Source organism: Catellatospora paridis (genome assembly GCF_009720365.1).
In the GTDB taxonomy this organism is placed as follows: domain Bacteria; phylum Actinomycetota; class Actinomycetes; order Mycobacteriales; family Micromonosporaceae; genus Catellatospora; species Catellatospora paridis.
In genome coordinates this window covers 805,604-830,706 of record NZ_ML769314.1, presented here as the reverse complement: position 1 = coordinate 830,706, position 25,103 = coordinate 805,604, and the positions used below count along the sequence as shown (strand labels likewise).

The 25,103-nt window shown below is 71.9% G+C and carries 21 protein-coding genes; 9 read left to right on the top strand and 12 right to left on the bottom strand.

Annotated elements, in window-relative coordinates:
- On the bottom strand, positions 1–1,177 hold a 1,177-nt coding region (locus F9C41_RS12790; RefSeq protein WP_330164757.1), incomplete at its 3' end, for an ATP-binding protein.
- A gap of 334 nt (positions 1,178–1,511) precedes the next feature.
- On the opposite strand from F9C41_RS12790, the gene F9C41_RS12785 reads away from it, so the two are divergent.
- The 4 genes from F9C41_RS12785 to F9C41_RS12770 all read left to right on the top strand — a co-directional run bounded on the left by F9C41_RS12785 (position 1,512) and on the right by F9C41_RS12770 (position 6,596).
- Positions 1,512–3,422 (top strand): anthranilate synthase family protein, encoded by a 1,911-nt coding sequence (locus F9C41_RS12785; RefSeq protein WP_155386879.1) that lies wholly within the window; start codon positions 1,512–1,514, stop codon positions 3,420–3,422.
- A gap of 67 nt (positions 3,423–3,489) precedes the next feature.
- Positions 3,490–3,801 carry a hypothetical protein gene (locus F9C41_RS12780; protein WP_155386878.1) on the top strand — a complete coding sequence of 104 codons (312 nt, stop codon included), beginning with the start codon at positions 3,490–3,492 and terminating at the stop codon, positions 3,799–3,801.
- Positions 3,802–3,889: 88 nt separating this feature from the next.
- Entirely contained in the window at positions 3,890–5,662 is a 1,773-nt protein-coding gene (locus F9C41_RS12775; protein ID WP_155386877.1) for a M91 family zinc metallopeptidase, read from the top strand.
- Between the two features lie 121 nt (positions 5,663–5,783).
- Positions 5,784–6,596, top strand: a complete 813-nt coding sequence (locus F9C41_RS12770) for a metal-dependent hydrolase (protein ID WP_155386876.1) — start codon at positions 5,784–5,786, stop codon at positions 6,594–6,596.
- Between the two features lie 23 nt (positions 6,597–6,619).
- Here F9C41_RS12770 and F9C41_RS12765 read toward each other — a convergent pair whose 3' ends face one another.
- Complete coding sequence (locus F9C41_RS12765) at positions 6,620–8,281, bottom strand: bifunctional 3'-5' exonuclease/DNA polymerase (protein WP_407924696.1); 1,662 nt, start codon at positions 8,279–8,281, stop codon at positions 6,620–6,622.
- Positions 8,282–8,347: 66 nt separating this feature from the next.
- On the opposite strand from F9C41_RS12765, the gene F9C41_RS12760 reads away from it, so the two are divergent.
- Positions 8,348–8,995, top strand: coding sequence for a class I SAM-dependent DNA methyltransferase (locus F9C41_RS12760; RefSeq protein WP_155386874.1), 648 nt, complete (start codon positions 8,348–8,350; stop codon positions 8,993–8,995).
- A gap of 58 nt (positions 8,996–9,053) precedes the next feature.
- On the opposite strand, the gene F9C41_RS12755 is transcribed toward F9C41_RS12760, so the two are convergent.
- The 4 genes from F9C41_RS12755 to F9C41_RS12740 all read right to left on the bottom strand — a co-directional run bounded on the left by F9C41_RS12755 (position 9,054) and on the right by F9C41_RS12740 (position 13,448).
- The gene (locus F9C41_RS12755) at positions 9,054–9,920 is read right to left on the bottom strand and encodes a carbohydrate ABC transporter permease (RefSeq protein ID WP_155374536.1); all 867 of its coding nucleotides are present in this window, start codon (positions 9,918–9,920) and stop codon (positions 9,054–9,056) included.
- 12 nt (positions 9,921–9,932) lie between these two features.
- Positions 9,933–10,838: a carbohydrate ABC transporter permease gene (locus F9C41_RS12750; protein WP_120315913.1), complete on the bottom strand. Its 906-nt coding sequence runs from the start codon at positions 10,836–10,838 to the stop codon at positions 9,933–9,935.
- Positions 10,839–10,865: 27 nt separating this feature from the next.
- The gene (ngcE, locus tag F9C41_RS12745; RefSeq protein WP_155386873.1) at positions 10,866–12,284 is read right to left on the bottom strand and encodes an N-acetylglucosamine/diacetylchitobiose ABC transporter substrate-binding protein; all 1,419 of its coding nucleotides are present in this window, start codon (positions 12,282–12,284) and stop codon (positions 10,866–10,868) included.
- Between the two features lie 219 nt (positions 12,285–12,503).
- The gene (locus F9C41_RS12740) at positions 12,504–13,448 is read right to left on the bottom strand and encodes a MurR/RpiR family transcriptional regulator (protein WP_155387007.1); all 945 of its coding nucleotides are present in this window, start codon (positions 13,446–13,448) and stop codon (positions 12,504–12,506) included.
- Positions 13,449–13,704: 256 nt separating this feature from the next.
- On the opposite strand from F9C41_RS12740, the gene F9C41_RS12735 reads away from it, so the two are divergent.
- The 4 genes from F9C41_RS12735 (at position 13,705) to F9C41_RS12720 (ending at position 18,168) form a co-directional block, all read left to right on the top strand.
- Positions 13,705–14,682, top strand: a complete 978-nt coding sequence (locus F9C41_RS12735) for an N-acetylglucosamine kinase (protein WP_155386872.1) — start codon at positions 13,705–13,707, stop codon at positions 14,680–14,682.
- A 141-nt stretch (positions 14,683–14,823) separates the two neighbouring features.
- The gene (locus F9C41_RS12730; protein ID WP_120315915.1) at positions 14,824–15,144 is read left to right on the top strand and encodes a DUF6300 family protein; all 321 of its coding nucleotides are present in this window, start codon (positions 14,824–14,826) and stop codon (positions 15,142–15,144) included.
- 57 nt (positions 15,145–15,201) lie between these two features.
- Entirely contained in the window at positions 15,202–16,434 is a 1,233-nt protein-coding gene (locus F9C41_RS12725) for a GNAT family N-acetyltransferase (protein ID WP_155386871.1), read from the top strand.
- A gap of 201 nt (positions 16,435–16,635) precedes the next feature.
- Complete coding sequence (locus F9C41_RS12720; protein WP_155386870.1) at positions 16,636–18,168, top strand: ATP-dependent DNA ligase; 1,533 nt, start codon at positions 16,636–16,638, stop codon at positions 18,166–18,168.
- A 100-nt stretch (positions 18,169–18,268) separates the two neighbouring features.
- Here F9C41_RS12720 and F9C41_RS12715 read toward each other — a convergent pair whose 3' ends face one another.
- From F9C41_RS12715 to F9C41_RS12690, 6 genes are all read right to left on the bottom strand, one after another.
- Positions 18,269–18,460: a PspC domain-containing protein gene (locus F9C41_RS12715; RefSeq protein ID WP_155386869.1), complete on the bottom strand. Its 192-nt coding sequence runs from the start codon at positions 18,458–18,460 to the stop codon at positions 18,269–18,271.
- Positions 18,461–18,612: 152 nt separating this feature from the next.
- Positions 18,613–19,548, bottom strand: a complete 936-nt coding sequence (locus F9C41_RS12710; RefSeq protein WP_155386868.1) for a carbohydrate ABC transporter permease — start codon at positions 19,546–19,548, stop codon at positions 18,613–18,615.
- Positions 19,545–20,456 carry a carbohydrate ABC transporter permease gene (locus F9C41_RS12705; protein ID WP_155386867.1) on the bottom strand — a complete coding sequence of 304 codons (912 nt, stop codon included), beginning with the start codon at positions 20,454–20,456 and terminating at the stop codon, positions 19,545–19,547. The genes F9C41_RS12710 and F9C41_RS12705 overlap by 4 nt, the downstream gene beginning before the upstream one ends.
- A 77-nt stretch (positions 20,457–20,533) precedes the next feature.
- On the bottom strand, positions 20,534–21,964 hold the full coding sequence (gene ngcE / locus F9C41_RS12700) for an N-acetylglucosamine/diacetylchitobiose ABC transporter substrate-binding protein (RefSeq protein ID WP_196279727.1): 1,431 nt from the start codon (positions 21,962–21,964) through the stop codon (positions 20,534–20,536).
- Positions 21,965–22,309: 345 nt separating this feature from the next.
- A complete protein-coding gene (locus F9C41_RS12695; RefSeq protein ID WP_155386866.1) occupies positions 22,310–23,803 on the bottom strand; it encodes a CoA-acylating methylmalonate-semialdehyde dehydrogenase in 1,494 nt (497 codons plus the stop codon).
- Entirely contained in the window at positions 23,800–25,101 is a 1,302-nt protein-coding gene (locus tag F9C41_RS12690) for an aspartate aminotransferase family protein (protein WP_155386865.1), read from the bottom strand. Before F9C41_RS12690 ends, F9C41_RS12695 begins: the two co-directional genes overlap by 4 nt.
- Positions 25,102–25,103 lie beyond the last annotated feature (2 nt).

The following is a 25,103-nucleotide window of genomic DNA, read 5'->3' as shown; positions in this document are numbered from 1 at the left end:
GGGCCGGCCCGGCGACGGGCGGCGCGGGCCGGTGCGGCGGGTCCGCGGGCTCGGCCAGCAGTGCGGCGGGCAGCTCGACGGCCGCGCGCACGCCGCGGTCCGGGCACAGCGACAGGCCCACCCGCACCCCGTGCCGGGCCGCGAGGTGGCTCACCACCACCAGACCCATCCGCTCGCTGGACGCCACGTCGACCTCGGCGGGCAGGGCCAGCAGCGCGTTGGCCTCGGCGAGCGCGCGTTCGCTCAGGCCGATGCCCTCGTCCACGATCTCGACCAGCGCACCGCCGGGCGCGGCGTGCGCACTCACCCGCACCGCCGTGTCCGGCGCGGAGAAGGCGGTGGCGTTGTCCAGCAGCTCGGCCAGCAGGTGACCGATGTCGGCGGCGGCGTGCCCGGCGATGTACAACGAGTCGTCGACGTCGGCGCGCACCCGCTCATAATGCTCGATCTCGGAGAGCGCGGCCAGCGCGAGCGCCGCGAGCGGCACGCCCTCGCGCCACCGCCGGCGCGGCTCGGCCCCGGCGAGCACCAGCAGGTTCTCGTCGTTGCGGCGCAGCCGGGCGGCCAGATGGTCCAGTTTGAACAGTGCCGCCAGCCGGTCGGGGTCGCGCTCGTCGCGCTCCATCTCGTCGAGCAGGCGCAACTGCCGTTCCACCAGGATCTGCGAGCGCCGGGCCAGGTTCGTGAAGATCCCGTTGACGGCCCGCCGCGAGCGTGCCTGGCGCAGCGCGAGCGCGACCACGCTGTCGCGGACCGCCGACAGCGCCGCACCGGCCGCGGCGAACCCGTCGGCCGGGGACGTCACCTCGCTCGGTGGTCCGTACGCCTCCTCCGCGGGAGGCTCGCCGTTGCCCGTCCGCAGCCGCTCGAAGGTCGCCGGAAGCTCGTCGGCCAGGGCCTGCGCGTCGCGGCGCAAACCCTCGGCGGCGGCCAGCAGCTCCCGCCGCACAGCGGCGACGAGGCGGACCAGCAACCCGAAGGCCAGCACCGGGCCGACCGCGATCACGGCCACCCATCGCCAGGCCACGTCCTCGGCGAACGCGGCGCCGTCGACCCCGAGCGCGGCCGCCTCCCGCATCTGCAGGGCCTCGGCCACGGCCCAGCCCAGCAGCGCGCACGCCACCAGCGCGAAGGCGATCAGCGGAAGCGTGAACGCGGCCGCGAGACGGGATGCCATCCACTGCTCACGTACGTCGCCCGCCACCGGCCCCTCCCCTGCCTCGGCTGAACCACCGCCACCACTGGTGACTCGCGGTATGTTACCCGTCACACAGTGAAAAGTGGATAGGTGAGCACGAATATGACAACCGACCGGTGAGGTTTCTGGACAGTCGCGCGAGTCGCCGGTACGGTTACCGCCATGACTTCCACCCGCAACCTGTGGTGGCGCGCCCGACCGGCGGCCATCGACACGCGCGGGTAGGCATACCCACACCGCGGCCGCCTCGACGAGGCGGCCTTTGCTTTATCGGTCGCCCGGCATACGGCCCACCCGAACCGGGAGACCATCGATGAACCTGCTCCACGATCTGCTCGGCGCGCCCGACCCGGGCCCGTTCGCGCTGTTGCGACGCGAAGGTTCCGAGCACCTCGAGGTGCTGCGAGGTCCGCTGTCCACCGTGGCACGGCTGGCCGACATCCCCCTGCCCGAGCACGCGGACGGCGACGAGGCCGGTCCGCGCACGCTCGCCCTGGTGCCCTACCGCCAGCTCGTCGAGCGCGGCTTCGACCGCATCGACGACGGCACCCCGCTGGCCTGCCTGACCGTCGAGTCGTACGACCGCATCCCGCTCGCCGAGGCCCTGGCCGCCCTCCCGGACACCGTGCCCGACGTGACCGACCTCGGCTTCGACATCGACGACGCGGCCTACCGGGAACTGGTCGCCGCGGTGCTGCGCGACGAGATCGGCCACGGCGCCGGATCCAACTTCGTGATCCACCGCACCGCCCGCGCGCACACTGAGGCAGACCCCCGCCTGCTCGCCGGGGCCGCGCTGCGCCGCCTGATCTCGGGTGAGCGGGGCGTGTACTGGTCGTTCCTGGTCCACCTGCCCGGCGAGGGGGGCCGGACGCTGGTCGGCGCGTCACCGGAACGGCACGTCAGCGTCGACGACGGCCTGGTGATGATGAACCCGATCTCCGGCACGCTGCGCCACCGCGACCTCGCGCCGGGCCCGGACGGGCGCGGAACGCTGCTGAGCTTCCTCAGCGACCGCAAGGAGATCAACGAGCTGTCGATGGTGCTCGACGAGGAGCTCAAGATGATGGCCGTGGTCGCCCAGCAGGGCGGCCAGGTGCTCGGCCCCTACCTCAAGCACATGACCCACCTCACCCACACCGAGTACCTGCTGGCCGGGCGCACCGACCTGGACGTGCGCGACGTGCTGCGGGAGACCATGTTCGCCCCGACCCTGACCGGCAGCCCGATCGAGAACGCCGCCCGCGTCATCGCCCGCTACGAGACCTCCGGCCGCGCCTACTACGCCGGGGTGCTGGCGCTGCTGGGCCGCGACGCCGACGGCCGGCAGACGCTGGACGCGCCGATCCTGTTCCGCTGCGCCGACATCGCCGCCGACGGGACCATCGCCGTCAAGGCGGGCGCGACGCTGGTGCGCGACTCCACCCCGGACGGCGAGGTCGCCGAGACCCACGCCAAGGCGGGCGGCGTGCTCACCGCACTGGGCCTGCGCACCGCGCCGGACACGCACTCCGCCGCCGACATCAAGGAGCTGGCCGCCGACCCGGCGGTGCGCGCCACGCTGCTGGCCCGCAACGAGCGGCTGTCGCGGTTCTGGCTGGCCGAGCGCGCCGCCGAGCCGGTGGCCGGGCCGCTGGTGGGCCGCACCGCGCTGATCGTCGACGCGGAGGACACCTTCACCGGCATGCTCGGGCACGTGCTGCGCTCGCTGGGCATGCGGGTCACCGTCCAGCCCACCACGGCACTGGGCGGGCTCAGCTCGTACGACCTGGTGGTGGCCGGACCCGGGCCCGGCGATCCGGGCGACGACACCGACCCGCGGGTGGCGGCGCTGGGCCGGGTCGTGGAGGAGCGGCTGTCCCGCCGCGCGCCGCTGCTCGGCGTGTGCCTGGGCCACCAGGTGCTCAGCCGCCGCCTCGGCCTGCCGATGCACCGTCGCGACGTGCCCTACCAGGGCCTGCCGTGCGACATCGACCTGTTCGGGGTGACCCGCCGGGTGGGCTTCTACTCCACCTTCACCGCGGTCGCCCCCGCCGACACCCTGTCCACCGCGTACGGCGACCTGCAGCTGTCCCGCGAGGACGGCACCGGGTTCGTGCACGCGCTGCGCGGGCCGGGCTTCGCCGGCGTGCAGTTCCACCCCGAGTCGGTGCTCACCGAACACGGCCCGGAGCTGCTCACGGAGCTGGTGACCGGCATCTTCACCCCGGCGGCGGTCGCCTGAGTCGGAGTTATCCACAGCTCGCGTGGGGGGCGTTGTGCCGTCCCCCACGCGCTGCCACGCTCGATGCGTGACGCAGCTGACCGGCGAGCCCCCGCAGACCCTGCGGCTGGCGGCGGACCTGGAATCCCTGGCCGAGGCCCTGCACCGGGCCGCACCACCGCCGCCGGAGCGTCCCTCCGGAATGGATGCCGCCATTGCGGCGGCCCACCTGGCCACGGTGCGGGCGGCGGAACACGCGCTCGCGGCGCTCGCCGACGGTCTGCTCACCGACGCCGACCGGCTGTACCTGGTCGCGGCCACCCACCGGCGCGCCGAGGAGCAGTCGGCCGCGGACCTCGACCGCGTCCGCGAACCGCGCCACCCCAGGGGCATGTGGTGACCCGCCGACCGAGTGCGCGAGGGAAGGCCAGCGCGCCGCAGCACCCTGCCGCAAGCCCGTGGAGATCTCGCATTCCGGCTGGTGTGCGGTGAGACAGGACGCGCCGTCGGGCGCTGTCGCCGGGTTCGTCATCGCGCTGCCGCCGCTGTGGTCGCTGCCGGTGCGAGCGGCGCCGCTGCTGGCGGCGGCACAGCGCTGGCGGTCCTGCGCGGCGCTGGCCGCCGACACCGCGGACGGGCTGGCCGCGGCCACCGCCGCGAGCGCGACGTGGACCGGCGCCGACGCGACGGCCTACGAGGACTCCCGCAGGCGGCTGGCCGCCGGGATCGCGCTCGCGGCGGAGCTGGCCCGGCGGGCGGCGCTCGCACTGGAGGCCCTGGCCGGGCGGCTGACCTCGGTGCAGCGGCACCTGGACGAGTCGCTGGCCCGGGTCACCGCCGCGGTGCCCTGCCGCGGCGGCCCGGACCGTGTCCTGTTCTTCGCGCCCGGCCCGGCGCACGCCGCCCGGGTGCACGCGGCCGCCGCCGAGGCGACCGACCTGCGCGGCGACCTGACCGCCGCGACGCGCCAGGCCGAGGCCGCCCTCGCCGCCGTTGCGGCGGGCTGGCACGAGCTGGCCGGAGCGTTCCCGCCTGCCGCGCAGCCGCCGACGCCGGAGCCGTCGGAGCCGGTGGTGGTGCGCGGCGGTGGCGTCACCCTGGTGAACACCGGCGCGAACGACGACGACGTGGTGGTCACCGTCGACGCCGCCGGTCGCCCGCTGGTCCTGGTCGACGGCGTGACGGTGGCCGCGGTCCCGGACGGGCGGCTGGTGGTGCGCACCGGGGCCGGGGACGACCGGGTGCGTGTCGACCCGGCCGTGGCGGCCCCGGTCAGCGTGCTCTCCGGCGCGGGCGACGACCGGATCGACGGCGGGCAGCTGCTGCACGGCGCGGACGGCGCGGACACGCTGCTCGGCCGGGACGGCGACGACCTGCTGCTGGGCGGTGGCGGCCGGGACTACCTCGACGCCGGGGCCGGGGCCGACGTGGCCGACGGCGGGCCGGGCGACGACACCGTGTACGGCCTGAGCGGCGACGACACGCTGCGCGGCGGCGCGGGACGCGACCACCTGTCCGGCGGCCGCGGCAGCGACCTGGTGTCCGGCGGAGACGGCGACGACGTGCTCGCCGGCGGCGCGGGCAGGGACGGCCTCGACGGCGCGGGCGGCTTCGACCGCGCCTACCGCGACCTCGCCGATCCCGTCGCCGAGGCCGAGTCGTCGCACCTCGCACCGCAGACCGTGGCAGGTGCGGGGATCACGGTCACCGGCACCCCGGAGTTCGCCGAGCGCGTCGCATCCGATCTGGACCTGCTGCGCGCCTCACCGGCCGGGCGGCGCATGCTGGCCGAGCTGGACACGGCGCTGGCCGGCGGCGACGGCTGGCTGCCCGGCGACGGGCCGGACACCCTGGAGGTCCGGGAGCTGCCGTTCGGGGCCGCCAACGGCTTCGCGGGCGTCGACGGGGACGCCGACCGGCACGTCATCTCGTACGAGCCGGGTTTCCAGGGCCTGCCGGGCGGCGCGCCGCCGGTCGTGGTGCTCTACCACGAGCTGGCGCACGTCTGGGACGACCTGGCCGGGCACGACCATCCGGGCGCGCACAGCCGCGACGACGTGATGTGGGACGGCGACGACTGGGTGCCGGTGCCCGACCGGGAACGGGTGGCGGTCGGCCTGCCGATCGACGATGACGGGGATCCGACAACGCCCGAACGCCTCGACCCGCACCACCCGTATCCGCTGACGGAGAACGCCTTACGCGATGAGCTGGGCGTATCCGGCCGGCAAACATACGGCGCGCCGCGCCGCCCTGCGTGACCCCGCCGCAACCGTCTGCTATGGAGATCCGGCCGATTGCATCCGGACGCCCTTGTTTGACACAGTGTGCGACGTTGATCGCAACGCGACGTTGTGGTGGTCAGGGGAGGAATCAAACATCATGATGGGTCCACAGCACGCGCTGTCCGGCGCGGCCACGTGGCTGACCGGGTCCTGGGTGGCCGCGCAGTTCTTCGACTATCCCCAGTCGGCCACGACCATCGCGGTCGGCGCCGCGGTGTGCGCGGGCGGGGCGCTGCTGCCCGATCTGGACATGTCCGGCAAGGTGACCAAGGGCCAGGGCGGCTCGACCGTCTCCCGCAGCTTCGGGGTGGCCTCGCTGTTCGTCGCCGAGGTCATCGAGAAGATCTCGGTCGGCGTGTACACGGCCACCAAGTTGAGCAAGGACCCCGACCGGCACAACGGCCACCGCACGCTGACCCACACGCTGCCGTTCGCGGCGCTGATGGGCTTCGGCTCGATCTGGCTGTGCACCAGGTTCGGCCGGTGGGCGGTGATCGGCATCCTGTTCTTCATGTTCGGCTTCGCGCTGCGCGGGCTGTTCGACAAGTGGGCCGACCGGGCCGGCTGGGTCATCGTGACGCTGACCTCGGCAGGCGCGGCCTATTTCGCGTTCAACTTCCTGCCCAGCGAGAACCGCGGGTATCCGATGATCGGCCTGGCGGTGGGGGTCGGCTGCATCGTGCACCTGATGGGCGACATCGTGACCCGGGCCGGGGTGCCGATCCTGTGGCCGATCCCGACCGGGCGGCGCATGTGGCGCATGATCGGCCTGCCGGACACCTTTGCCATCGAGGCGGGCAGCAAGGTGGAGACCACCGTGCTGCGCTCCGCGTTCACGGTGATCTCGCTGGTCGCGGGCGCGGGGCTGCTGGCCCCGGCGCTGCTCAAGCGCTTCGACATCGAGGTCTGACGCGGCCTCGGTAAGAGCACGGCCTACTTCGCGTCGCCGTAGGAGTCCACGACGGCGACGGTGAGCGGGAACCGCACGGGCGAGCTGCCGAACAGCAGCTCGCCCGTCGCTTTCGCCCCGGCTTCCAGGGCGGCCACCACGAGGTCTGCCTCGTCCTGCGGGCAGTGCACGATGACCTCGTCGTGCTGGAAGAAGACCAGCTCGGCGCGGGTGTTCCAGAGCCGGGCGCGCAGCGTGGCCAGCAGCGAGGCGGCCCATTCGGCGGCGGTGGCCTGGATGACGAAGTTGCGGGTGAACCGGCCCCGCGAGCGGCCCGACGCACCCTCGTCGGTCCACGACGACTCCAGCGCCGACGGCGGGCAGGTGCGGCCCAGCCAGGAGCGCACCAGGCCGCCGGTCTCGCCTGTGCGCGCGGCCGCCTCGACGTACGCCCAGGCCTTGGGGTAGCTGCCGCGCAGCGCCGCGATCGCGGGCGCCGCCGCGCCGCCGGTCTGGCCGTACATCGCACCCAGCAGGGCCAGTTTCGCCGCCGCCCGGTCGCCCTTGAACGCCTCGGCGGCCAGCACCGCGTAGAGGTCGCCTGCGGCCGCGGCACGGGCCAGCCCGGCGTCACCGGACACCGCGGCGAGGATGCGCGGCTCCAACTGCCCGGCGTCGGCGACGACGAGCCGCCAGCCCGGATCGGCGCGGGCCGCGCCGCGCACCGCCTTGGGGATCTGCAGCGCTCCCCCGCCCCGGGTGGCCCAGCGTCCGGTGACCACCCCGCCCGGCACGTACGCGGGCCGGAAGCGCCCCTGCTGCACCCACTGCTCCCGCCAGCTCCAGCCGTGCGCGGTCCAGATCCGGTAGAGCTCCTTGTACTCCAGCAGCACCTCGATGACCGGGTGGTCGACCGCGCGCAGCACCCAGGACCGGGTGTTGGGCACCTCGATCCCGGCCCGGCGCAGCGCCTTGCGCAGCTCGGCCGGCGAGTCGGGGTGCAGCCCCGGCGCGTTCAGCAGTTCGGCGATCCGGCCCGACAGCTCCGCGAGCCGCCGCGGCGGCCCGCCCACCGGGGACGGCTCACCCAGCAGGCCGACCAGGATCTCGTCGTGGGCGCGGGCCTGCCAGGGCAGCCCGGTGTGCCCCATCTCGGCGGCGATCAGCGCACTGGCCGACTCCGCCGCGATCAGCAGCCGCATCCGCGCCGGGTGCCCGACGGCGGCGGTGCGGGCGAGCTGGTCGCGATACACCGCGGCCAGCGCCTCCAGCGGGTCCACGCCGTCCGGCACCGCGACCGGGGCGGGCGTGTCGCCGAACAGGGTGCCCTGCAGGTCTCCGGGCGGCTGGGCGGGCCGCGCCGCCTGATCGGCGGGCACCGGCGCACCGGTCAGCCGGGCGTACGCCGCGGCGGCCGAGCGCGGCTCGCCGTAGCGCCCGGCGTACCCGATCAGCAGCACCTCGGCCAGCTCGACGTCATGGCAGCGGCGCACCCGCACCCCCGCGGGCAGCAGCGGCCCGTAGACCTGCTCCGTCGACCCCCACAGCCACCGCGGCCCGCCATCCTGCTCACGGGAGGCGACGGCCGCGGCGAGGTCGGCCACGGCTTCGTCGCGCCCGCTGGGCTCGCCCGCGGCGTCCAGCGGGCGCAGTCGGCCGCCGCCGCTGCCGTCCGCCACCACCGCGATCACCGTCACGCCGCCCATTGTGCTGGTCGGGGCGGACATCCCGAATCAGCTCCGGGCCCGGCGGGATGCGGCTATATAGAAGTCATGACCGAATCCAGGCCCGTGTTCGACCGGATCGGCGCGACCTACAGCGAGGCCTTCGCGGACCGGCCGGGCCAGCTCGCCGCGGGCCGGTGGCTGCTGGAACGGCTCTCCGACCGGCAGCACCCGCTGGTGCTCGACGTGGGCTGCGGCGCCGGCACCCCGACCGCCCGCCAGCTCATCGACGGCGGCTGCCACGTCGTCGGCATCGACACCTCACCCGTGATGCTCGAACTGGCCCGCAACACCGTGCCCGAGGCCATCTTCGTGGAGCGCGACCTGTTCGACCTCGACGGCCTGCACCCCACCCAGCAGCGCTTCGACGGCGTGGCGGCCTTCTTCTCGCTGCTCATGCTCTCCCGGGCCGACATCGACAAGGCCCTCGACGACATCCACCACGTCCTCGACCACACCGGCTACTTCGCCCTGGGCATGGTCGAGGGCGACTCGGACCACCTCATGCGCGACTTCCTCGGCACTCGGGTGCCCCTGACCGCGTACCCCCGGGAAGACCTGAGGCATCTCCTGAACCGCCACGGCTTCACCGTCGAGGATCTCGTCACCGACCTCTGGGAACCCGCCCTGCCCACCGTCGACGCCCAACCCCAGACCCACCTCTACGCCTACTGCTCCGTGGCCCGCCCCTACTGAGGCGAAAAGGTCAGGGCGGTCTCATACGAGACCGCCCTGACCGGGAAAGCGGAGGGAGCTACTTCACCGCGCCGGCGGTGAGGCCGGACTGGATCTGGCGCTGGAAGATCGTGTAGACGATGATCATCGGGATGATCGCGATCGACAGTGCCGCGAAGAGGGCGGGCCAGTCGGCCTGGTAGCCGGCAGCGGTGGAGATGTTGGCGATGCCCTGGGTGAGCAGCCACTTCTCCTGGCCCTCGGCACCGCCGGGGAGCAGGGAGACCGGCAGCACGTACTGGTTCCACTGGCCGATGATGTTGAAGATGGTGATGCTGATCAGGCCGGGCTTGGCCATCGGCATCATCACCCGGAAGAACAGCTTGGTGTGCGAGGCGCCGTCGATCATCGCGGCCTCGGCCACCGCGTTGGGCAGCGTCTTGAAGAACGCGGCCAGGAAGAACACGGTGAAGGGCAGCGAGTAGGCGATGTACACCAGGATCAGGCCGGTGTGCGTGCCCAGCAGGCCCAGCTCCTGCACCACGATGTAGAGCGGGGTGAGCGCCAGGTACACCGGGAAGGCCAGGCCCGCGATGAACAGGAAGTAGATGAACCTGTTCCCGATGAACTCGTACCGCGCGAGCACGTACGCCGCCATCGCGCCCAGCAGCATGGTGCCGAACGTCGAGATCGACACCACGATCAGGCTGTTCAGGAAGTACGTGCCGACCTTCGCCTCGGTCCAGGCCCGGCCGAACGAGCCGAAGTCCCAGTGGCTCGGCAGCGCGAACGGGTTGCCGATGAAGATCTCGGTGTTGTTCTTGAACGCCGCGAGGAACGTGAAGATCAGCGGGTAGATGATCAGGATGGCCCAGACGGCCAGCGCGACGTGGGACAGCTTGTTCAGGACGCCGGCGCTGCTGCGCTTCTCAGACTTGTTTGCCACGACAGACCCCGCTCAGTGCTCGACCGCGTTGCGCTTGCCGCCACGCAGGGACAGCACCGCGAAGATGATGGTGAAGACGGCCAGCGCCACGCCGAGCGCCGACGCGTAGCCGTAGTCCGACTCCCGGATGCCCGACTTGTAGATCTGCACCGGCAGCACGGTGGTGGCCCCGTCCGGGCCGCCCTCGTCGATGGAGAGCACCATCACCAGGGCGAACGCGTCCATGGCCAGGATGCCGAGGTACACCCAGGCGACCTTCACGGTCTCCATCAGCAGCGGGATGGTGACCCGGAAGAAGATGGTGACCCGGCTGGCGCCGTCCATCACGGCCGCCTCGTAGATCTCGGCCGGGATGCTCGACATGCCCGCGGCGAACAGCACCACGTAGAAGCCGACCGCCTGCCAGACCAGCACGCCGAGGATCGACCAGAGGCCGTACTCGGCCATGAACTGCACCGCGTCCACGCCGAACAGTTCGAGGAAGCGGTTGAGGACGCCACTGCCGTCCGGGGCGTACACCCGGCCGAAGATGACGCCGACGATGACGACGGCCAGGACCTGGGGGAGGAAGAACACCACGCGGTAGAACTTCGACCCCCAGACCCCGGTCATCATGCCGCCGCGGGTGCCCCCGCCCATGTTCAACAGGAACGCGAAGAACAGGGCGAGGGCGATCGTGATCACCGGCAAGGTGACCAGCAGGAAGACGTGGTGCTTGGCTGCCAGCCATACCTTGTCGTCGTCCAGGAGCTTCTGGAAGTTCTCCAGGCCGACGAAATCGAAATTCGGGGACAGACCGCTCCAGTTCGTCATGGACACCTGGACCGCCGCGGCGATCGGGCGCAGGACGAACATGCCGTAAAGGGCAAGTGGGGCGATCAGGAACCCGATGACGAACGGGTATTTACCTTGCCGCATGATCAACTACTCCGGCTTCGGGGGGATTTAGCGGGAGAACTTCTTCTCGGTCTTGTCAGCCGCGGCCTGCATACGGGTGCAGAACTCGTCGGCGGTGCCACCCTGGAACATGAGCTTGTTGGTGGCGGCGCGGCACTCGTCGTCCAGGTTCTTGTACCAGGCGTCCCAGCGGAAGCTGAAGTTGGCCGCACCGGCCGCGGTCAGCGCCGCGTTGGCCGAGGTCAGACCGGGCGAGAGGGTCAGGCCCTCGGCCGCGCCGGTGACGACGGTCAGCGACTTGGTGAGCTCGGTGAAGCCCTTGGCGCCGGCCTTGGACAGCATGTGGCGCAGGTACTCCTTGCCACCCTGGACGTTCTTGCCCTTGCTGGCGACGAAGTACATCTCACCGGCGGCGGCGTAGAGGCCCGTGGCGGGCAGCTTGTCCGACGCGGTGGCACCCGGGATGGCGGCGACCTGGTAGTCGAAGCCGGCCGGGGTGTCCTTGGACTGCTCGTTCTCCAGCCAGGAACCCGACGGGTAGAAGCCCACCTTGTACTGGTTCTGCTGCAGCTGAACCTCGGTGTGCTTCAGGCCCAGGTGAGCCTTGTTGCCGTACTTGGCGCCGATCTCGCCCCAGAGGGTGGCGGCCTGCTTGACGGCGTCGTTCGTCCAGGCGCCCTTCTCCAGGTTGTCGATCGCCTTGAGCACGTCCGGGCCACCGATCTTGGCGGCCGTGGTCAGGATGACCAGGTACTGGTAGTAGGCCGCGTTGGCACCCGCGTACGAGTACGGGGTGATGCCCTTGGCCTTCATCTTCTCCAGCAGCGCGGTGAAGTCCGCCCAGCTGGTCGGCGCGGTCCAGCCGTTGTCCTTGAACAGCTTGCCGGAGTACCACAGGCCGAACACGGTGTAGGCGTAGTTCAGCACGTACGGCTTGCCGTTGAAGGTGCCCTGCTCGATGGTGCCCGGGATCAGGGTGTCCGCAACGGTCTTGCCCGCGATGTCCAGCGACGGCGCGGCGAACAGGTCGGTCAGGTCGGCGACCTGGCCGGCCTCGACGAGCTTGCCCTGGTCCATCAGCTTCGAGCCGGCGTTGTTGACCATGTCCGGCGGAGTGTTGCTGGCGAACCGCGGCTGCAGGGCGGTCGAGACCTCCTGCGTCGAGGAGAAGGTCACCTTCGAGTTCGGGAACTTCTTCTGGTACGACGGCACGTGCACGTCGGTGGCGTACTTGGTGCCCAGACCGCCATCGAAGATCACAACCTCGACCGGGGTGTCGACGGAGACACCCAGCGGGTTCTCCGCGGAGACCTGGCCGGTCGCCTGGGTGGTGGGCTCGTCGGTACCGCCGCCGACACAGGCGGAGAGCAGACCGGCGGCGGGGGTGGCCAGCAGGCCGACGGCCGCGGTCCGGCGCAGCACGCTGCGACGGTTCAGGGCCGACGGGCTGTCGGTGTGGTTGGACATCATTGTCTCCTCAGTTTCGGGTCGCTGAGATAGTGACTCGAGGGTGTGGTGAGGCGGTGCCTGTAGCAGTCGCGGTCACGGGCGGACCCGCGGCCGCGGCGGACCCGGCCGCACCGGGTTGCAGTGCGGCACCACACCGGGCGGCATTGCCCGATGTGGTGTCGGCCCAGTGCTCGATCGGGTCGAGCACGGTCATGGACAGCACGGCGGCGGGGGCGGTCACAGGTCGCCCTCCTTGCTCTGGCCGTTGCTGAAACGGTGCGCGTCCACCGCGCGGGCGGTGCGCTGGAACGCGGCGTGCGAGCGGTCGTGGGTGCGCTGGGCGACCGCGATGTAGAGCAGGTCCAGCACCACCAGCTGCGGGTGGCGCGCCGACAGCGCGTCGGGGCGGAACGAGGTGGCCTGGCTCGCGGTGAGCAGCACGATGTCGGCGAGCTCGGCCAGCGGCGAGCGCGGGAAGCCGGTCAGCGCGACGGTGACCGCGCCGTGCGAGCCGGCCTCGGCCAGCATCTCCACGGTCTCGCGGGTCTGCCCGGTGTGCGAGATGCCCAGCGCGACGTCGCCCTCGCGCAGCAGCGCGGCACTGGCCAGGCCGTTGTGCACGTCCGGCCAGGTCCACGCGGCGATGCCGATGCGGTGCAGCGAGAACTGCATCTCGGCGCCGACCAGCGCGGAGCCCGACGCCCCGTAGATGTCGACGCGGTTGGCCGAGGAGATCGCGGCCGCGGCCCGCTCGACCTCGGCGAGGTCGAGCATCGCGGCGGTGTCGCGCATCGCCTGGGTGTCGGCCGCCATGATCTGTGCGAGTACGCGCTCCAGCGGGTCGCCCGGCTCGATGGCCCGGCCGATGTCCTCGGCCCAGCCCGCGGAGCGGGCCGCGCGGCCGGTCTCGCCGGCGATGGCCAGGCGCAGATCGGCGTATCCCTCGAAGCCCAGGGCGCGGCAGAAGCGGGTGATCGAGGCGGGCGAGGTGCCGGAGCGCTCGGCCAGCTCGACGATGGTGGCGCGGGCCGCGCCCGCCGGGTCGGTCAGCACCTGCTCGGCGACGCGCTGCAGGGCCCCGGTGAACTCGGGCAGCTGGGCGCGTACCCGCACCAGCACGCTGTCCGGCCGGTCCAGTCCACTGAGCCGGGCGTGCGGGATCTCCAGCGGGGCGGACTGCACCGCCGCGACCGGTTCCACGCGCTCCACCACTGACTTCTCCTACTGACCGGGTCCCGAACAGTTAACCGAAAGGAAGTTAACTGTTAGTGGTAAAACTTCTTACTGACGACCCCCCCTTGTCAAGTCCACGGGCAAACTTTTCAAAGCTGTTACCTGGCGATGCTGCCCGGCTCTTGCTCCCGGCGGCCACTACGGGCAGCATGAATGCCGCATAGGCCACACCAGCGTTGACCGTTTGGATGAGGTAAGAGGTGACATGTCGGACAAGCTGGTACTCGGGCTCGACGTCGGCGGGACGAGCACCCGCGCCGTCCTCGCCACGCCCGACGGGCAGCGGCTCGGGGCCGGGCGGGCCGGCGGCGGCAACCCGACCACCCACGGAGCCGCCGCGCTGACCGAGCTGACCGGTGCGATCCGCGCCGCGCTCGGCGACACCGCGCCCGAGGCCGTCGCCGGGGCGGTGCTCGGCATGGCCGGGTTCACCAAGCTCGGGGCCGACCCCGCCCTGCGCGCCGCCTTCGACCAGGCCTGGACCGGGCTCGGCCTGCGCTGCGAGCCCCAGCTGGTCAGCGACGTGCTTGCGGCGTACGCCGCGGGCACCCCCGACCCCGACGGCACCGTGATCGTGGCCGGCACCGGCGCGATCGCCGCCCGGGTCCGCGGCCACCGCCTCGACCACGTCGCCGACGGCCACGGCTGGCTGCTCGGCGACCTGGGCTCCGGCTACTGGCTGGGCCGCGAGGCGGTCCGCAGCGCCCTGCGCGACCTGGACAAGGAGCGCCCGCCCGGCGCGCTCGCCGCGGGCGTGCTGGCCGAACTGCTCGGCACCGACGCCGTCGCGCCCCGCCGCCGCGACACCGCCGCCGCGCTGGTGCAGGCGGTCGTCGCGGAGTCGCCGATCGCCCTGGCCCGGCTCGCGCCGATGGTGCTGCGCTTCTACGACGCCGACGACCCGGCCGCCGTGGACGTCGTGCAGCGCGGCGCGGCACACCTGGCCGACACCGTCGCCATGGTGCGCGCGCCCGGCGAGTCCACCGTCCTGGTCCGCGGCGGCGGCCTGCTCACCAACGACACCCCGCTGGCCGCCGAACTGGCCGCCGCGATCGCGGTGAGCTGGCCCGCCACCGCCCTGCGCCCGGCCGGCGACGCCGCCGCCGCGGCCGCCTGGCTCGCCGCCCTGCCCACCGCCCCCGACCCCCGCACCCTGCACACCCGCCTGCTCACCCCGGCCTGACCCGCCGCCGCCCCGCGGGTGCGGGCGGGCACCGGCGGCGCGGCGCGGACACGAGACGGTGCGGGGCTGGCGGGACGCGGGCGGGTGCGCCCGGTAACCTGCTCCGGTGCAGGTCTGCCAGTTCGCTCCAGAGGCGTCGCGATGACGGACGTCAAGGTCCGCGCCGCCGGGGGCACCCGCTGCGGCAGCTGCGCCGAGGCGCTGTGCCTGACCGCCCAGGTGCCGCTGCCCCGCTCCAGCCGCACCCGCACCGTCGGGCTGTGCCCGCAGTGCGACGCCGGCCGCCCCGAGACCCAGGGCCTGCTGGCCTACTTCGCCGAGCACCCGCAGGTGCGTCCGGAGGACCTGCACCGGGTGTCCGAGCTGGTGGGACGCTGGCTGGAGGCGCTCACCGAGCGCGCCGACCGGGACAGCTCGCTGGCCGCCGACGTCGAAGCCTGGTGGGCCGGCCGCGCGGGCTGAGCCGCCACATCGGCGAATACGGTTGCCGTTGTCGCGCCCGCGGGTTAAGAACCTCCTATGGTGACTTTCCGGGCCGGCGTCGAGGGTGACTACGACGAGGTCAACCAGCTGGTCCAGCGCACCTTCCTCAACGACGGCGCCGGGCGCGAGTGGGACGAGGAGCGGGCCCTGTTCGAGCCCGCCCGGTCGGTGCTGGCCGTGGACGGCGACCAGGTGGTCGGCCACGTCGGCACGTACACGCGCGAGCTGTCCGTGCCCGGCGGTGTGCTGCCCGCCGGATTCGTCACGTTCGTCGCCGTGGCCGGCACGCACCGCCGCCGGGGCCTGGCCTCGGCGATGCTCACCCGCCAGCTCGGCGAGATCCGCGACCGCGGCGAGGCGCTGGCGGTGCTCTGGGCCAGCGAGGGGAGCATCTACGGCCGGTACGGCTACGGCCTGGCCAGCCGCCGTCTCAGCTTCGAGATCGACCGCCGCGAGGCGCGCCTCGACGGCTCCCGCTTCGACAAGTCCCTCCTGGACGGGCTCCGCCTGCACGCCGGACCCGCCGCCCGGCACCGGGCCCAGGTCACCGAGCTCTACGAGCAGGTCCGCCCGTCCCGGCCCGGCTTCGCGAGCCGCGACTCCCGCTGGTGGGACTACCGCCTCGCCGACCAGGCCTGGCACCGCGGCGGGGCGGGCCCGCTGCAGGCCGTGGTCTGCCACGACGGCGACATCCCGGTCGGCTACGCCCTCTACCGGTTCCGCTCCAGCTGGGACGACAGCGGGCCGAACGGCGAGGTCGGCGTCATGGAGACGGTGACGACCACCGCGGCGGCGTACACCATGCTCTGGGACTTCCTGCTCAACGTGGACCTGACCCGCAAGGTAGGGCTCTGGCTCGGCGCGCTCGACGAGCCCCTGCAGTACCTGGCCAACGACCCGCGCCGGCTCGGTATGCGGCTGGGCGACGGCCTGTGGGCCCGCCTGCTCGACGTGCCCGCGGCGCTGTCCGGTCGCCGGTACGCCGCCGAGGTCGACGTCGTGCTGGAGGTCGTCGACGAGCTGCTGCCCGGGAGCGGCGGCGTATTCCGGCTGCGCGGCGGGCCCGACCACGCCACCTGCGCGCCCACCGCCGACGAGCCCGACCTGCGCCTGGACACCGCCGCCCTGGCCGCCGTCTACCTGGGCGGCAACAGCCTCGGCTCGCTGGCCGCCGCCGGCCGCGTCGACGAGTTGCGCCCCGGCGCCGTAGCCGCCACCGCCCCCGCCTTCACCTGGACGCGCGCCCCGCACGCCCTCGAGATCTTCTAAGTCACCCAAGTGCCCGGCCCACCCGTTTTTATCGACGTTGGCCTATCTAGATGAAAAATTCGCGATCAGATTCATCCGGATAGGCCACCGTCTATGAAAAGCGGGGTGCGGTGGACGGGGGTGCCGCTCGGAACGGAGCCGGTTCGGACGTACAGCGGCTTTGCGAGGTGGGGTGTCGGGGCGGGCTGCCAGGATGGGGGCATGCTGTTCGCCGGAATCGCCGCGACGTCGGCTGCCGTGACCGCCACCTCGGGCCGCAAGGCGAAGGTGGAACTGCTAGCCGCGGCTCTGCGGGAGCTGGCGGCGGGCGGCGATCCGGTCGAGATCGCGGCCGGGGCGGCATACCTCAGCGGGGAGCTGCGGCAGCGACAGATCGGGGTGGGCTGGGCGTCCCTGCGGGAGCTGCCGCCGCCCGCCGAAGCGGCCACGCTGGACGTGCGCGCCGTCGATGCGGCGCTGGAGTCGATGGGCCTGATCAGCGGGCAGGGTTCGCAGGCGCGGCGGCGGGAGGCGGTGGGGGCGCTGTTCGGCGCGGCCACCGCGGGCGAGCATCAGCTGCTCAGCGGGCTGATCCGCGGCGAGCTGCGGCAGGGCGCGCAGGCGGGGCTGCTGGCCGACGCGGTGGCGCTGGCCTCGGGGGCGCCGGCCGCAGTCGTGCGCCGGGCACTGCTCTTGTCGGGGGACCTGAAGACGGTCGCCGCGACCGCGCTGGTCGACGGCGAGGCCGGGCTGTCGGCGCTGCGGCTGTCGGTGGGCACCGCGCTCGCGCCGATGCTGGCCCAGTCGGCGCCGGACCCCGCACAGGCCCTCGCGGCGACCGGGGTCCCGGCCGCGGTGGACGCGAAGCTGGACGGCATCCGCATCCAGGCGCACCGCGACGGCGATGAGATCGCCGTGTTCAGCCGCAGCCTCGACGACATCACCGCGCGGGTGCCCGAGATCGTGACCGCGGTGCGCGCGCTGCCGGTGCGCTCGGTCGTGCTCGACGGCGAGGCGATCGCGGTCGACGAGCGCGGGCGGCCGCGCCCGTTCCAGGAGACCTCAGGGCGGGCGGCACAGCGCGCGTCGGGGTCGCTGACCTCGTACTTCTTCGACCTGTTGCATCTGGACGGCACGGACTGGATCGACGAGCCGGGCACCGCGCGGTGGGCGGCGCTGGACGCGACGCTGCCCGCCGCGATGCGGGTCGAGCGGACCGTCGCCGAAACGCCGGAGCAGGCACAGCAGGCGTTCGCGGCGGCGCTGGCGGCCGGGCATGAGGGCGTGGTCGTGAAGGCTGCGCAGGCGGCGTACGAGGTGGGCCGGCGCGGCGCGGGCTGGGTCAAGGTGAAGCCCCGGCACACGCTCGACCTGGTGATCCTGGCCGCCGAGTGGGGCAACGGGCGGCGGCGCGGCTGGCTGTCCAACCTGCACCTGGGCGCGCGGGATCCGAACGGCGGCTTCGTGATGCTCGGCAAGACGTTCAAAGGGCTGACCGACGCGATGCTGACCTGGCAGACCGAGCGGCTGCTGGAGCTGGCGGTCGAGCGCGACGACTTCCAGGTGACCGTGCGGCCGGAACTCGTCGTGGAGATCGCGTTCGACGGGGTGCAGCGCAGCACGCGTTATCCGGGCGGGGTGACGCTGCGCTTCGCCCGGGTGCTCGGCTACCGCGAGGACAAGAGCGCCGCCGAGGCCGACACCCTGGACGCGGTACGCGCGCTCGGCGTGGCGGCGTCCGGCGAGGACTCCTGAGCGGCACGGCCGCGCACGCCGGCCCGGCACACGCCACGAGGGCCGCGCCGGAGGCCCCCGGCACAGCCCTCGTCGATCACGCGACGCGGACACCCCGCGCTCACTCCTCGGGGACGATCACCCACATCGCGATGTAGACGATGAACTGCGGTCCCGGCAGCAGGCACGACAGCAGGAACAGCAGTCGGACCAGCCATGCCGGCATGTTGAAGCGCTGCGCCAGTCCGGCGCAGACACCCGCGATCCAGCGTCCGTGACGCGGCCGGTACAGCCGCCGACCCGTTGAGGCCATCTTGGTCAACTCCCCGAAGAGCGGTGCGGCGTGTTCGCCGCGGCTGTCTTCGACGGTAGAGGGCGGGGTCACCCCCGCCCTCGGTCCCCAGATGGATAAACGCTGGTCGTCGCCCCGTACGGGCGTCCCCTATGGCGCGGTTGTGCTAGGACTCACTTCATCTGGCCGGCGGTCAGGCCGGACTGCACCTGGCGCTGGAAGACCGCGTACACCACCAGCACCGGCAGCATGGCCAGGGTGAGGCCGGCGAACAGCCGCGAGTAGTCACCGCGGTAGCCCTCGCTGATGGCCAGGTTGGCCAGGCCCTGGGCGAGCACCTGCTTCTCGTCCGAGGTGATCAGGACGACGGGCAGCAGGTACTGGTTCCAGTGGCCGAGGAAGTTGAAGATGCCGACGCTGATCAGGCCGGGTTTGGCCATCGGCAGCATGACCCTGAAGAAGGTCCGGAACGGCCCGCACCCGTCGATGTAGGCCGCCTCGGCGACCGCGTCGGGCAGGGTGCGGAAGAACGCGGTGAGGAAGAAGACCGTGAACGGCAGCGAGTACGCCGTGTAGATCAGCATCAGGCCGGGCAGGGTGTCGCGCAGCCCGACCCCGCCAACGATCTTGAACAGCGGCACGAACGCCAGCACGACCGGGAACATCATGCCGCCGACGAAGACGAAGTACACCAGCCGGCTGCCGAGGAACTTGTAGCGGGCCAGGGCGTACGCGGCGGTCGCGCCGAGCAGCATGGTCAGCGTCAGCGATCCCGCCAGCACGATGCCGGTGTTCACGAAGTACTGCCCGATGTTGCCGTGCGTCCAGGCGCGGGCGAAGTTGTCGAAGCGCAGCGCGCTGGGCAGGCCCCACGGGTCGCCCAGGATCTCCGCGTCGTCCTTGAACGAGCTCAGCACCACCCACAGCAGCGGCAGCGCGGTCAGCAGCCCCCACACCACCAGGAAGGCATGCGAGAACACGTTCAGCGTGCCGTCGAAGACCTTGCGCCCCCGGCCGGGCTCCCCGCCCACCGGCTTGGCCGGGCGGTCGATCGGGGCCTTCTGCGGGCCGCGCTCGACAACAGCGGCGTCCATCGTCTGCTCGCTCATGAAAGCTCGATCCTCTCGCGGCGGGTCAGGCGCAGGGACAGCACGGTGACGCTGAGGGTCACGAAGAACATCACGACGCCGATGGCCGACGCGTAGCCCCACTTGTAGTCACCGAAGGCCTCGGTGTAGAGCCGCAGGCCGACCACGTCGGTGGAGAAGTTCGGGCCGCCGCGGGTCATCACGTGGATCAGCGCGAAGCCGTCCAGCGCCAGGATGGCCAGGTAGACCCAGGCGACCTGGATGGTGTCCCAGAGCAGCGGCACGGTGATGCGCACCAGCGTGGTGAGCCGGCTCGCCCCGTCCAGGGCGGCGGCCTCGTAGATGTCGCGCGGCACCGACTGCATGGCCGCGCCGAACAGCACCACGTAGAAGCCGACGTTGGCCCAGACCATGACCGCGAGCACGGCCCAGAAGGCATACGCCGGGTCGCCGAGCCAGACCTTGGCCAGCCCGTCCAGGCCGAGCGCCCGCAGCGCGGAGTTGAGCAGGCCGCTGCGCGGGTTGTAGACCTCGGCCCAGAGCACGCCGACGATGGACACCGACAGCATCTGCGGCGCGAAGTAGATGACCTTGTAGAGCCCCGAGCCGCGCACGCCGGTGACCGTGCTGCGCCCGCCGCGGCCGCCCACGTTGAGCATGGTGGCCAGGAACAGGCCGAGCGCGATGGTCAGCAGCGGCAGCAGCACCAACAGCCACAGGTTGTTGAGCAGGGCGTTCCAGACGTACTCGTCGCCGATCATGCGCTTGAAGTTGTCGAACCCGACGAACTCGTACGCCGGCGACAGCCCTTGCCAGTCCGTCATGGCGATCAGGAACGACTGGGCGTACGGGGACACCACGAAGTAGCCGTACAGCGCCAACGGCGGCAGTAGAAACGCCAACAGCAGCGGATACTTCCCGTGTCTCACGTCTTGCCCTCCCCATCGAGTGCGGTTCGGCGTCCGCCCCGCCCCAGGCGGACGGGGCGGACGCCGTGGTCAGCGCGTCAGGCGCTGCGCTTGTACTTCTTGAAGCTGGTGTCGGCCGCGATCAGGTCCGCGCCCTTCTGGCAGGCCGCGAGGAACTCCGCGGGCGTGGTGCGCCCGGAGAAGAACTCGCCGCACGCCGCGTCCACCAGCTCGCGCTCCAGCTTGCGGTAGTACACGTTGTAGACCCAGTTGAAGCCGTTGCTGCCCGAGTCGGCCAGCGCCTTGACCGCGCTGGTCAGACCGAACGGCAGGGTGACCCCGTCGGCCGCCCCGGACACCACGGACAGGCTGGAGACCTTGCCGGTGAAGTCCTTGGCGCCCTTCATGGACAGCATGTGCCGCATGAGCTCCATGCCGCCGCGCTCGTTCTTCGCCTTGGCGGGCACCACGAACGGCTCGCCTGCGGTGCCGCGGATCGCGGCGAACGGCAGCTTGTCACCCGAGCCGAGGCTCGGGGTCGGGGCGACGGCCATGTTGAAGCCCTCGGGGGTGACCGCCTTCTGCTCGCTCTCCAGCCAGGAGCCGCAGGAGATGAACGCGGCGTTGCCCTTGCACCACTCGGTCTGCGACTGCTTGTGGTCCAGGCCGGGCGAGCCCTCGAGGATGTACTTGTCCTTGACGATCTGGTACCACGCCTCGGCGGCGGCCTTCATCGCGTCGGAGGTCCACGCGCCCGGCTCCAGGTTGTCGATCGCCATCGCGACCTGCGGCCCGCCGAACTTGATCGCCGTGGAGATGACCGGCCACGACATGTAGCGCGGGTGCTTGCCCTGGTAGGTCCACGGCGCGATGCCGCTCGCCTTGATCGTCTTGCACAGGGCGATGTGCTCGTCCCAGGTCTTCGGGTACTGCCAGCCCTTCGCGGTGAACAGCTTGCTGGAGTACCAGATGCCGTAGACGGTGTACGCGTAGTTCAGGACGTACGTCTTGCCGTCGAAGCTGCCGCTCTCCACCGTGCCGGGCAGCAGGGTGTCCCGCACCTTCTTGCCGGGCACGTCCAGGCTCGCCGCGTCCAGCAGGGGGGTGAGGTCGGCGAGCGCACCCTGGGCGACCAGGCCGCCCAGGTCGATCTGACCGGCGCCGGAGTTGTTCACGAAGTCCGGCGGGGTGCCGTCGACGAACCGCGGCTGCAGCTCCTTGTTGATCTCCACCACGGCCGAGTGCTTGACCTCGGCCTTGGGGTAGGTCTCCTTGTACATCGCCTCGTGGGCCTTGGCGTAGTCCTCGCCGAAGCCCCCGTTGAAGATGACGACGTCCAGCGGGGCGTCTTCCTTCACACCCAGCGGGTTCTTGTCGCTCTTGGTGCCCTCGTATTTGCCGGACGTGTCGCCGGACGTGTCGTCGCCGAGCGCGCAGCTGCTGAGCAGCCCCGCGGCCGGGCCGGCGAGTACGCCGGCCGCGGCGGCACGCCGCAGCACCGTACGCCGGTTCAGGTCGGACTGTGCCATCACCACTCCTTGCCAGAGACGGTCTGGTATTTCCCTACAAGTTTCGGCCGTGTTCTGAAGGATTCTTACGGCCGCCGTCGTCACTAGGCAAGATGTCGCCGCAGAAACGTTACGCAGACTTTCTACAGAACCCCCATAATTCGCCCCCAGGCGTTCATGACCCGGAGATCAACCGTTCACACACCACCGGGCGGTGAAAGTTTTCACCATCCCCCCGCGCGGACATGGCGAAAGCTCCGACCGTGTCGCCGGAGCGGCCCGATCGGAGCCGTGGCGGCCGATCCTCTCACAAACACGAAACCCCGTCCACGCAGCTCAGGCGGCATGGACGGGGTTCGTCGACGATCAGTGCTGGGTCGGGAAGCCCAGGTTGATCCCGCCGTGGCGCGGGTCCAGCCAGCGGCTGGTGACCACCTTGCCCCGGGTGAAGAAGTGCACACCCTCCGCGCCGTGCGCGTGGGTGTCGCCGAACAGCGACGACTTCCAGCCGCCGAAGGAGTAGTACGCCATCGGCACCGGGATCGGCACGTTGACGCCGATCATGCCGACCTCCACCTCGTGCTGGAAGCGCCGGGCGGCTCCGCCGTCGTTGGTGAAGATCGCCGTGCCGTTGCCGTACGGGTTGCCGTTGACCAGCGCCAGCGCCTCGTCGTACGAGCCGACCCGGACCACGCTGAGCACCGGCCCGAAGATCTCGTCCGTGTAGATCGACATCTGCGGCGTGACCTGGTCGAACAGCGTCGGCCCGAGGAAGAACCCGGTCCCGTCGGCGTCGGCCTGCACGGTGCGGCCGTCCACGACCAGCTTCGCGCCGGCCCGCTCGCCCGCGTCGACGTACGAGGCCACCTTGTCCCGGTGCACCTTGGTCACCAGCGGCCCCATGTCGCAGCCGCGGCGGCCGTCGCCGGTGCGGATGCCCGCCACCCGCTCGGAGATCTTGCCGACCAGCTCGTCGCCGACCGGGTCGACCGCTACCACCACCGAGATCGCCATGCAGCGCTCGCCGGCCGAGCCGAAGCCCGCGTTGACCGCCGCGTCGGCGGCCAGATCGAGGTCGGCGTCGGGCAGCACCACCATGTGGTTCTTCGCCCCGCCCAGCGCCTGCACCCGCTTGCCGTGCGCGGTGCCCGTCTCGTACACGTAGCGCGCGATCGGCGTCGAGCCGACGAACGACACCGCCTTCACCTGCGGGTGCGTCAGCAGCGCGTCCACGGCCTCCTTGTCGCCGTGCACCACGTTGAACACCCCGTCGGGCAGCCCCGCCTCGGCGAACCACGACGCCAGCAGCACCGACGCGCTCGGGTCCTTCTCGCTCGGCTTGAGCACCACCGCGTTGCCGCAGGCGATCGCGATCGGCGCGAACCACAGCGGCACCATCGCCGGGAAGTTGAACGGCGTGATCACCGCGACCACGCCCAGCGGCTGCCGGATCGAGTACGAGTCCACCTCGGTGGAGACGTTCTCGCTGAAGAAGCCGCGCTGCGCCGACGGGATGCCGCAGGCGAACTCGACCACCTCCAGGCCGCGCTGCACCTCCCCGGCCGCGTCCGAGAGCACCTTGCCGTGCTCGGCGGTGATCGCCGCGGCCAGCTCGTCGCGCCGCTCGTGGATGAGCTGCCGGAAGGCGAACAGCACCGCGGTGCGCTTGGCCAGCGACGCGTCCCGCCAGGCCCGCGCCGCGCGGTCGGCCGCACTGACCACCGCGCCGACGTCGGACGCCGACGCGAAGTCCACCAGCGCCGCCACCTGGCCGGTGGCCGGGTCGTACACCTCGCCCTGCCGGGTCGCGCCGTGCTCCCACGGCTTGCCGTCGACGAAATGGGTGATATATCCAGTCATGCTGTCACCGCCTGCTGATACGCCGCCGCCAGCGCGGCGGCCAGGATGTCCAGGCCTTCCTTCGCCTCGGCCTCGGTGAGGGTCAGCGGCGGGCCCATCCGGATCACGTTGCCGTAGAGGCCGCCCTTGCCGACCAGCAGCCCGTTGGCCTTGGTCTCCTCCAGCACCCGCAGCGCCAGCTCGGGAGCCGGGTCCAGGGTGCCCGGCCGGACCAGCTCGAACGCCAGCATCAGGCCCTTGCCGCGCACCTCGGCCACGATCGGGGAGTCCAGGCCGCGTACGCCCGCATGCAGCACCTCGCCCACCCGGGCCGCGTTGGACTGCAGGTCGTGCGAGAGCACGTAGTCGAGCACCGCCTGACCGGCGGAGGCACTGATCGGGTTGCCGCCGAAGGTGTTGAACGACACCGCGTTCAGGCAGTCCATGATCTCGGCGCGGGCGACCACCCCGCCGAGGGCGAAGCCGTTGCCGATGCCCTTGGCGAAGGTCAGCATGTCCGGCACCGCGTCGTGGGCCTGGTAGCCCCAGAAGTGCTCGCCGGTGCGGCCCCAGCCGGTCTGCACCTCGTCGGAGACCCACAGGATGCCGTGCTCGTCGAGCACCTCCTTGATCGCCTTGAAGTAGCCGTCGGGCGGCGCGACGAAGCCGCCCACGCCCTGGATCGGCTCGGCGATCAGGCAGGCCACGTCGCCCGCGGTCGTGGTGGCCAGCACCTCGCGCAGGTCGGTCACGGAGCGCGCGATGTACTCCGCGTCGGACAGCCCCGCGAACAGGCCGCGCAGCCGGTCGCCGGAGTGCAGGTAGCTGACGTTCACCGGGGACAGCGAGGTCGCCGACCAGCTGCGCTGCCCGGTCACCGCGAGCGCGGCGAAGCTGCGGCCGTGGTAGCTGTTGCGCACCGCGAGGATCTGGTTGCTGCGCCGGTACTGCGTGGCCAGCAGCAGGGCGGTGTCGTTGGCCTCGGTGCCGGAGTTGGCCAGGAACACCTTCGCGTCGGGGATGCCGGACACCTTGGCGATCTTCTCGGCCAGTTCGACCTGCTTGCGGATCAGGTACAGCGTCGAGGAGTGCGCGATGCCCTTGTCGATCTGGCGGCGCACCGCGTCGGAGATCTCCGGGATGTCGTACCCGATCATGTTGGTAAGCACGCCGCCGAAGAAATCAAGGTACGTGCGCCCCGACGCGTCGGTGACCCGGCAGCCCGCGCCGGACACCAGCTCGATCGGCTCGGCGTACAGCGGACTGATCCAGTTGGGCATGACAGCGCGATGGCGGTTGAGCAGTTCGTCGGTGCTCATGG

Bases quoted from the DNA above. Each gene is read 5' to 3' on its own strand.
- F9C41_RS12785 (WP_155386879.1), top strand. From the start codon at position 1,512: ATGAACCTGCTCCACGATCTGCTCGGCGCGCCCGACCCGGGCCCGTTC.
- F9C41_RS12770 (WP_155386876.1), top strand. From the start codon at position 5,784: ATGATGGGTCCACAGCACGCGCTGTCCGGCGCGGCCACGTGGCTGACC.
- F9C41_RS12765 (WP_407924696.1), bottom strand. From the start codon at position 8,281: ATGGGCGGCGTGACGGTGATCGCGGTGGTGGCGGACGGCAGCGGCGGC.
- F9C41_RS12760 (WP_155386874.1), top strand. From the start codon at position 8,348: ATGACCGAATCCAGGCCCGTGTTCGACCGGATCGGCGCGACCTACAGC.
- F9C41_RS12750 (WP_120315913.1), bottom strand. From the start codon at position 10,838: ATGCGGCAAGGTAAATACCCGTTCGTCATCGGGTTCCTGATCGCCCCA.
- ngcE (WP_155386873.1), bottom strand. From the start codon at position 12,284: ATGTCCAACCACACCGACAGCCCGTCGGCCCTGAACCGTCGCAGCGTG.
- F9C41_RS12735 (WP_155386872.1), top strand. From the start codon at position 13,705: ATGTCGGACAAGCTGGTACTCGGGCTCGACGTCGGCGGGACGAGCACC.
- F9C41_RS12730 (WP_120315915.1), top strand. From the start codon at position 14,824: ATGACGGACGTCAAGGTCCGCGCCGCCGGGGGCACCCGCTGCGGCAGC.
- F9C41_RS12725 (WP_155386871.1), top strand. From the start codon at position 15,202: ATGGTGACTTTCCGGGCCGGCGTCGAGGGTGACTACGACGAGGTCAAC.
- F9C41_RS12720 (WP_155386870.1), top strand. From the start codon at position 16,636: ATGCTGTTCGCCGGAATCGCCGCGACGTCGGCTGCCGTGACCGCCACC.
- F9C41_RS12715 (WP_155386869.1), bottom strand. From the start codon at position 18,460: ATGGCCTCAACGGGTCGGCGGCTGTACCGGCCGCGTCACGGACGCTGG.
- F9C41_RS12710 (WP_155386868.1), bottom strand. From the start codon at position 19,548: ATGAGCGAGCAGACGATGGACGCCGCTGTTGTCGAGCGCGGCCCGCAG.
- ngcE (WP_196279727.1), bottom strand. From the start codon at position 21,964: ATGGCACAGTCCGACCTGAACCGGCGTACGGTGCTGCGGCGTGCCGCC.
- F9C41_RS12695 (WP_155386866.1), bottom strand. From the start codon at position 23,803: ATGACTGGATATATCACCCATTTCGTCGACGGCAAGCCGTGGGAGCAC.
- F9C41_RS12690 (WP_155386865.1), bottom strand. From the start codon at position 25,101: ATGAGCACCGACGAACTGCTCAACCGCCATCGCGCTGTCATGCCCAAC.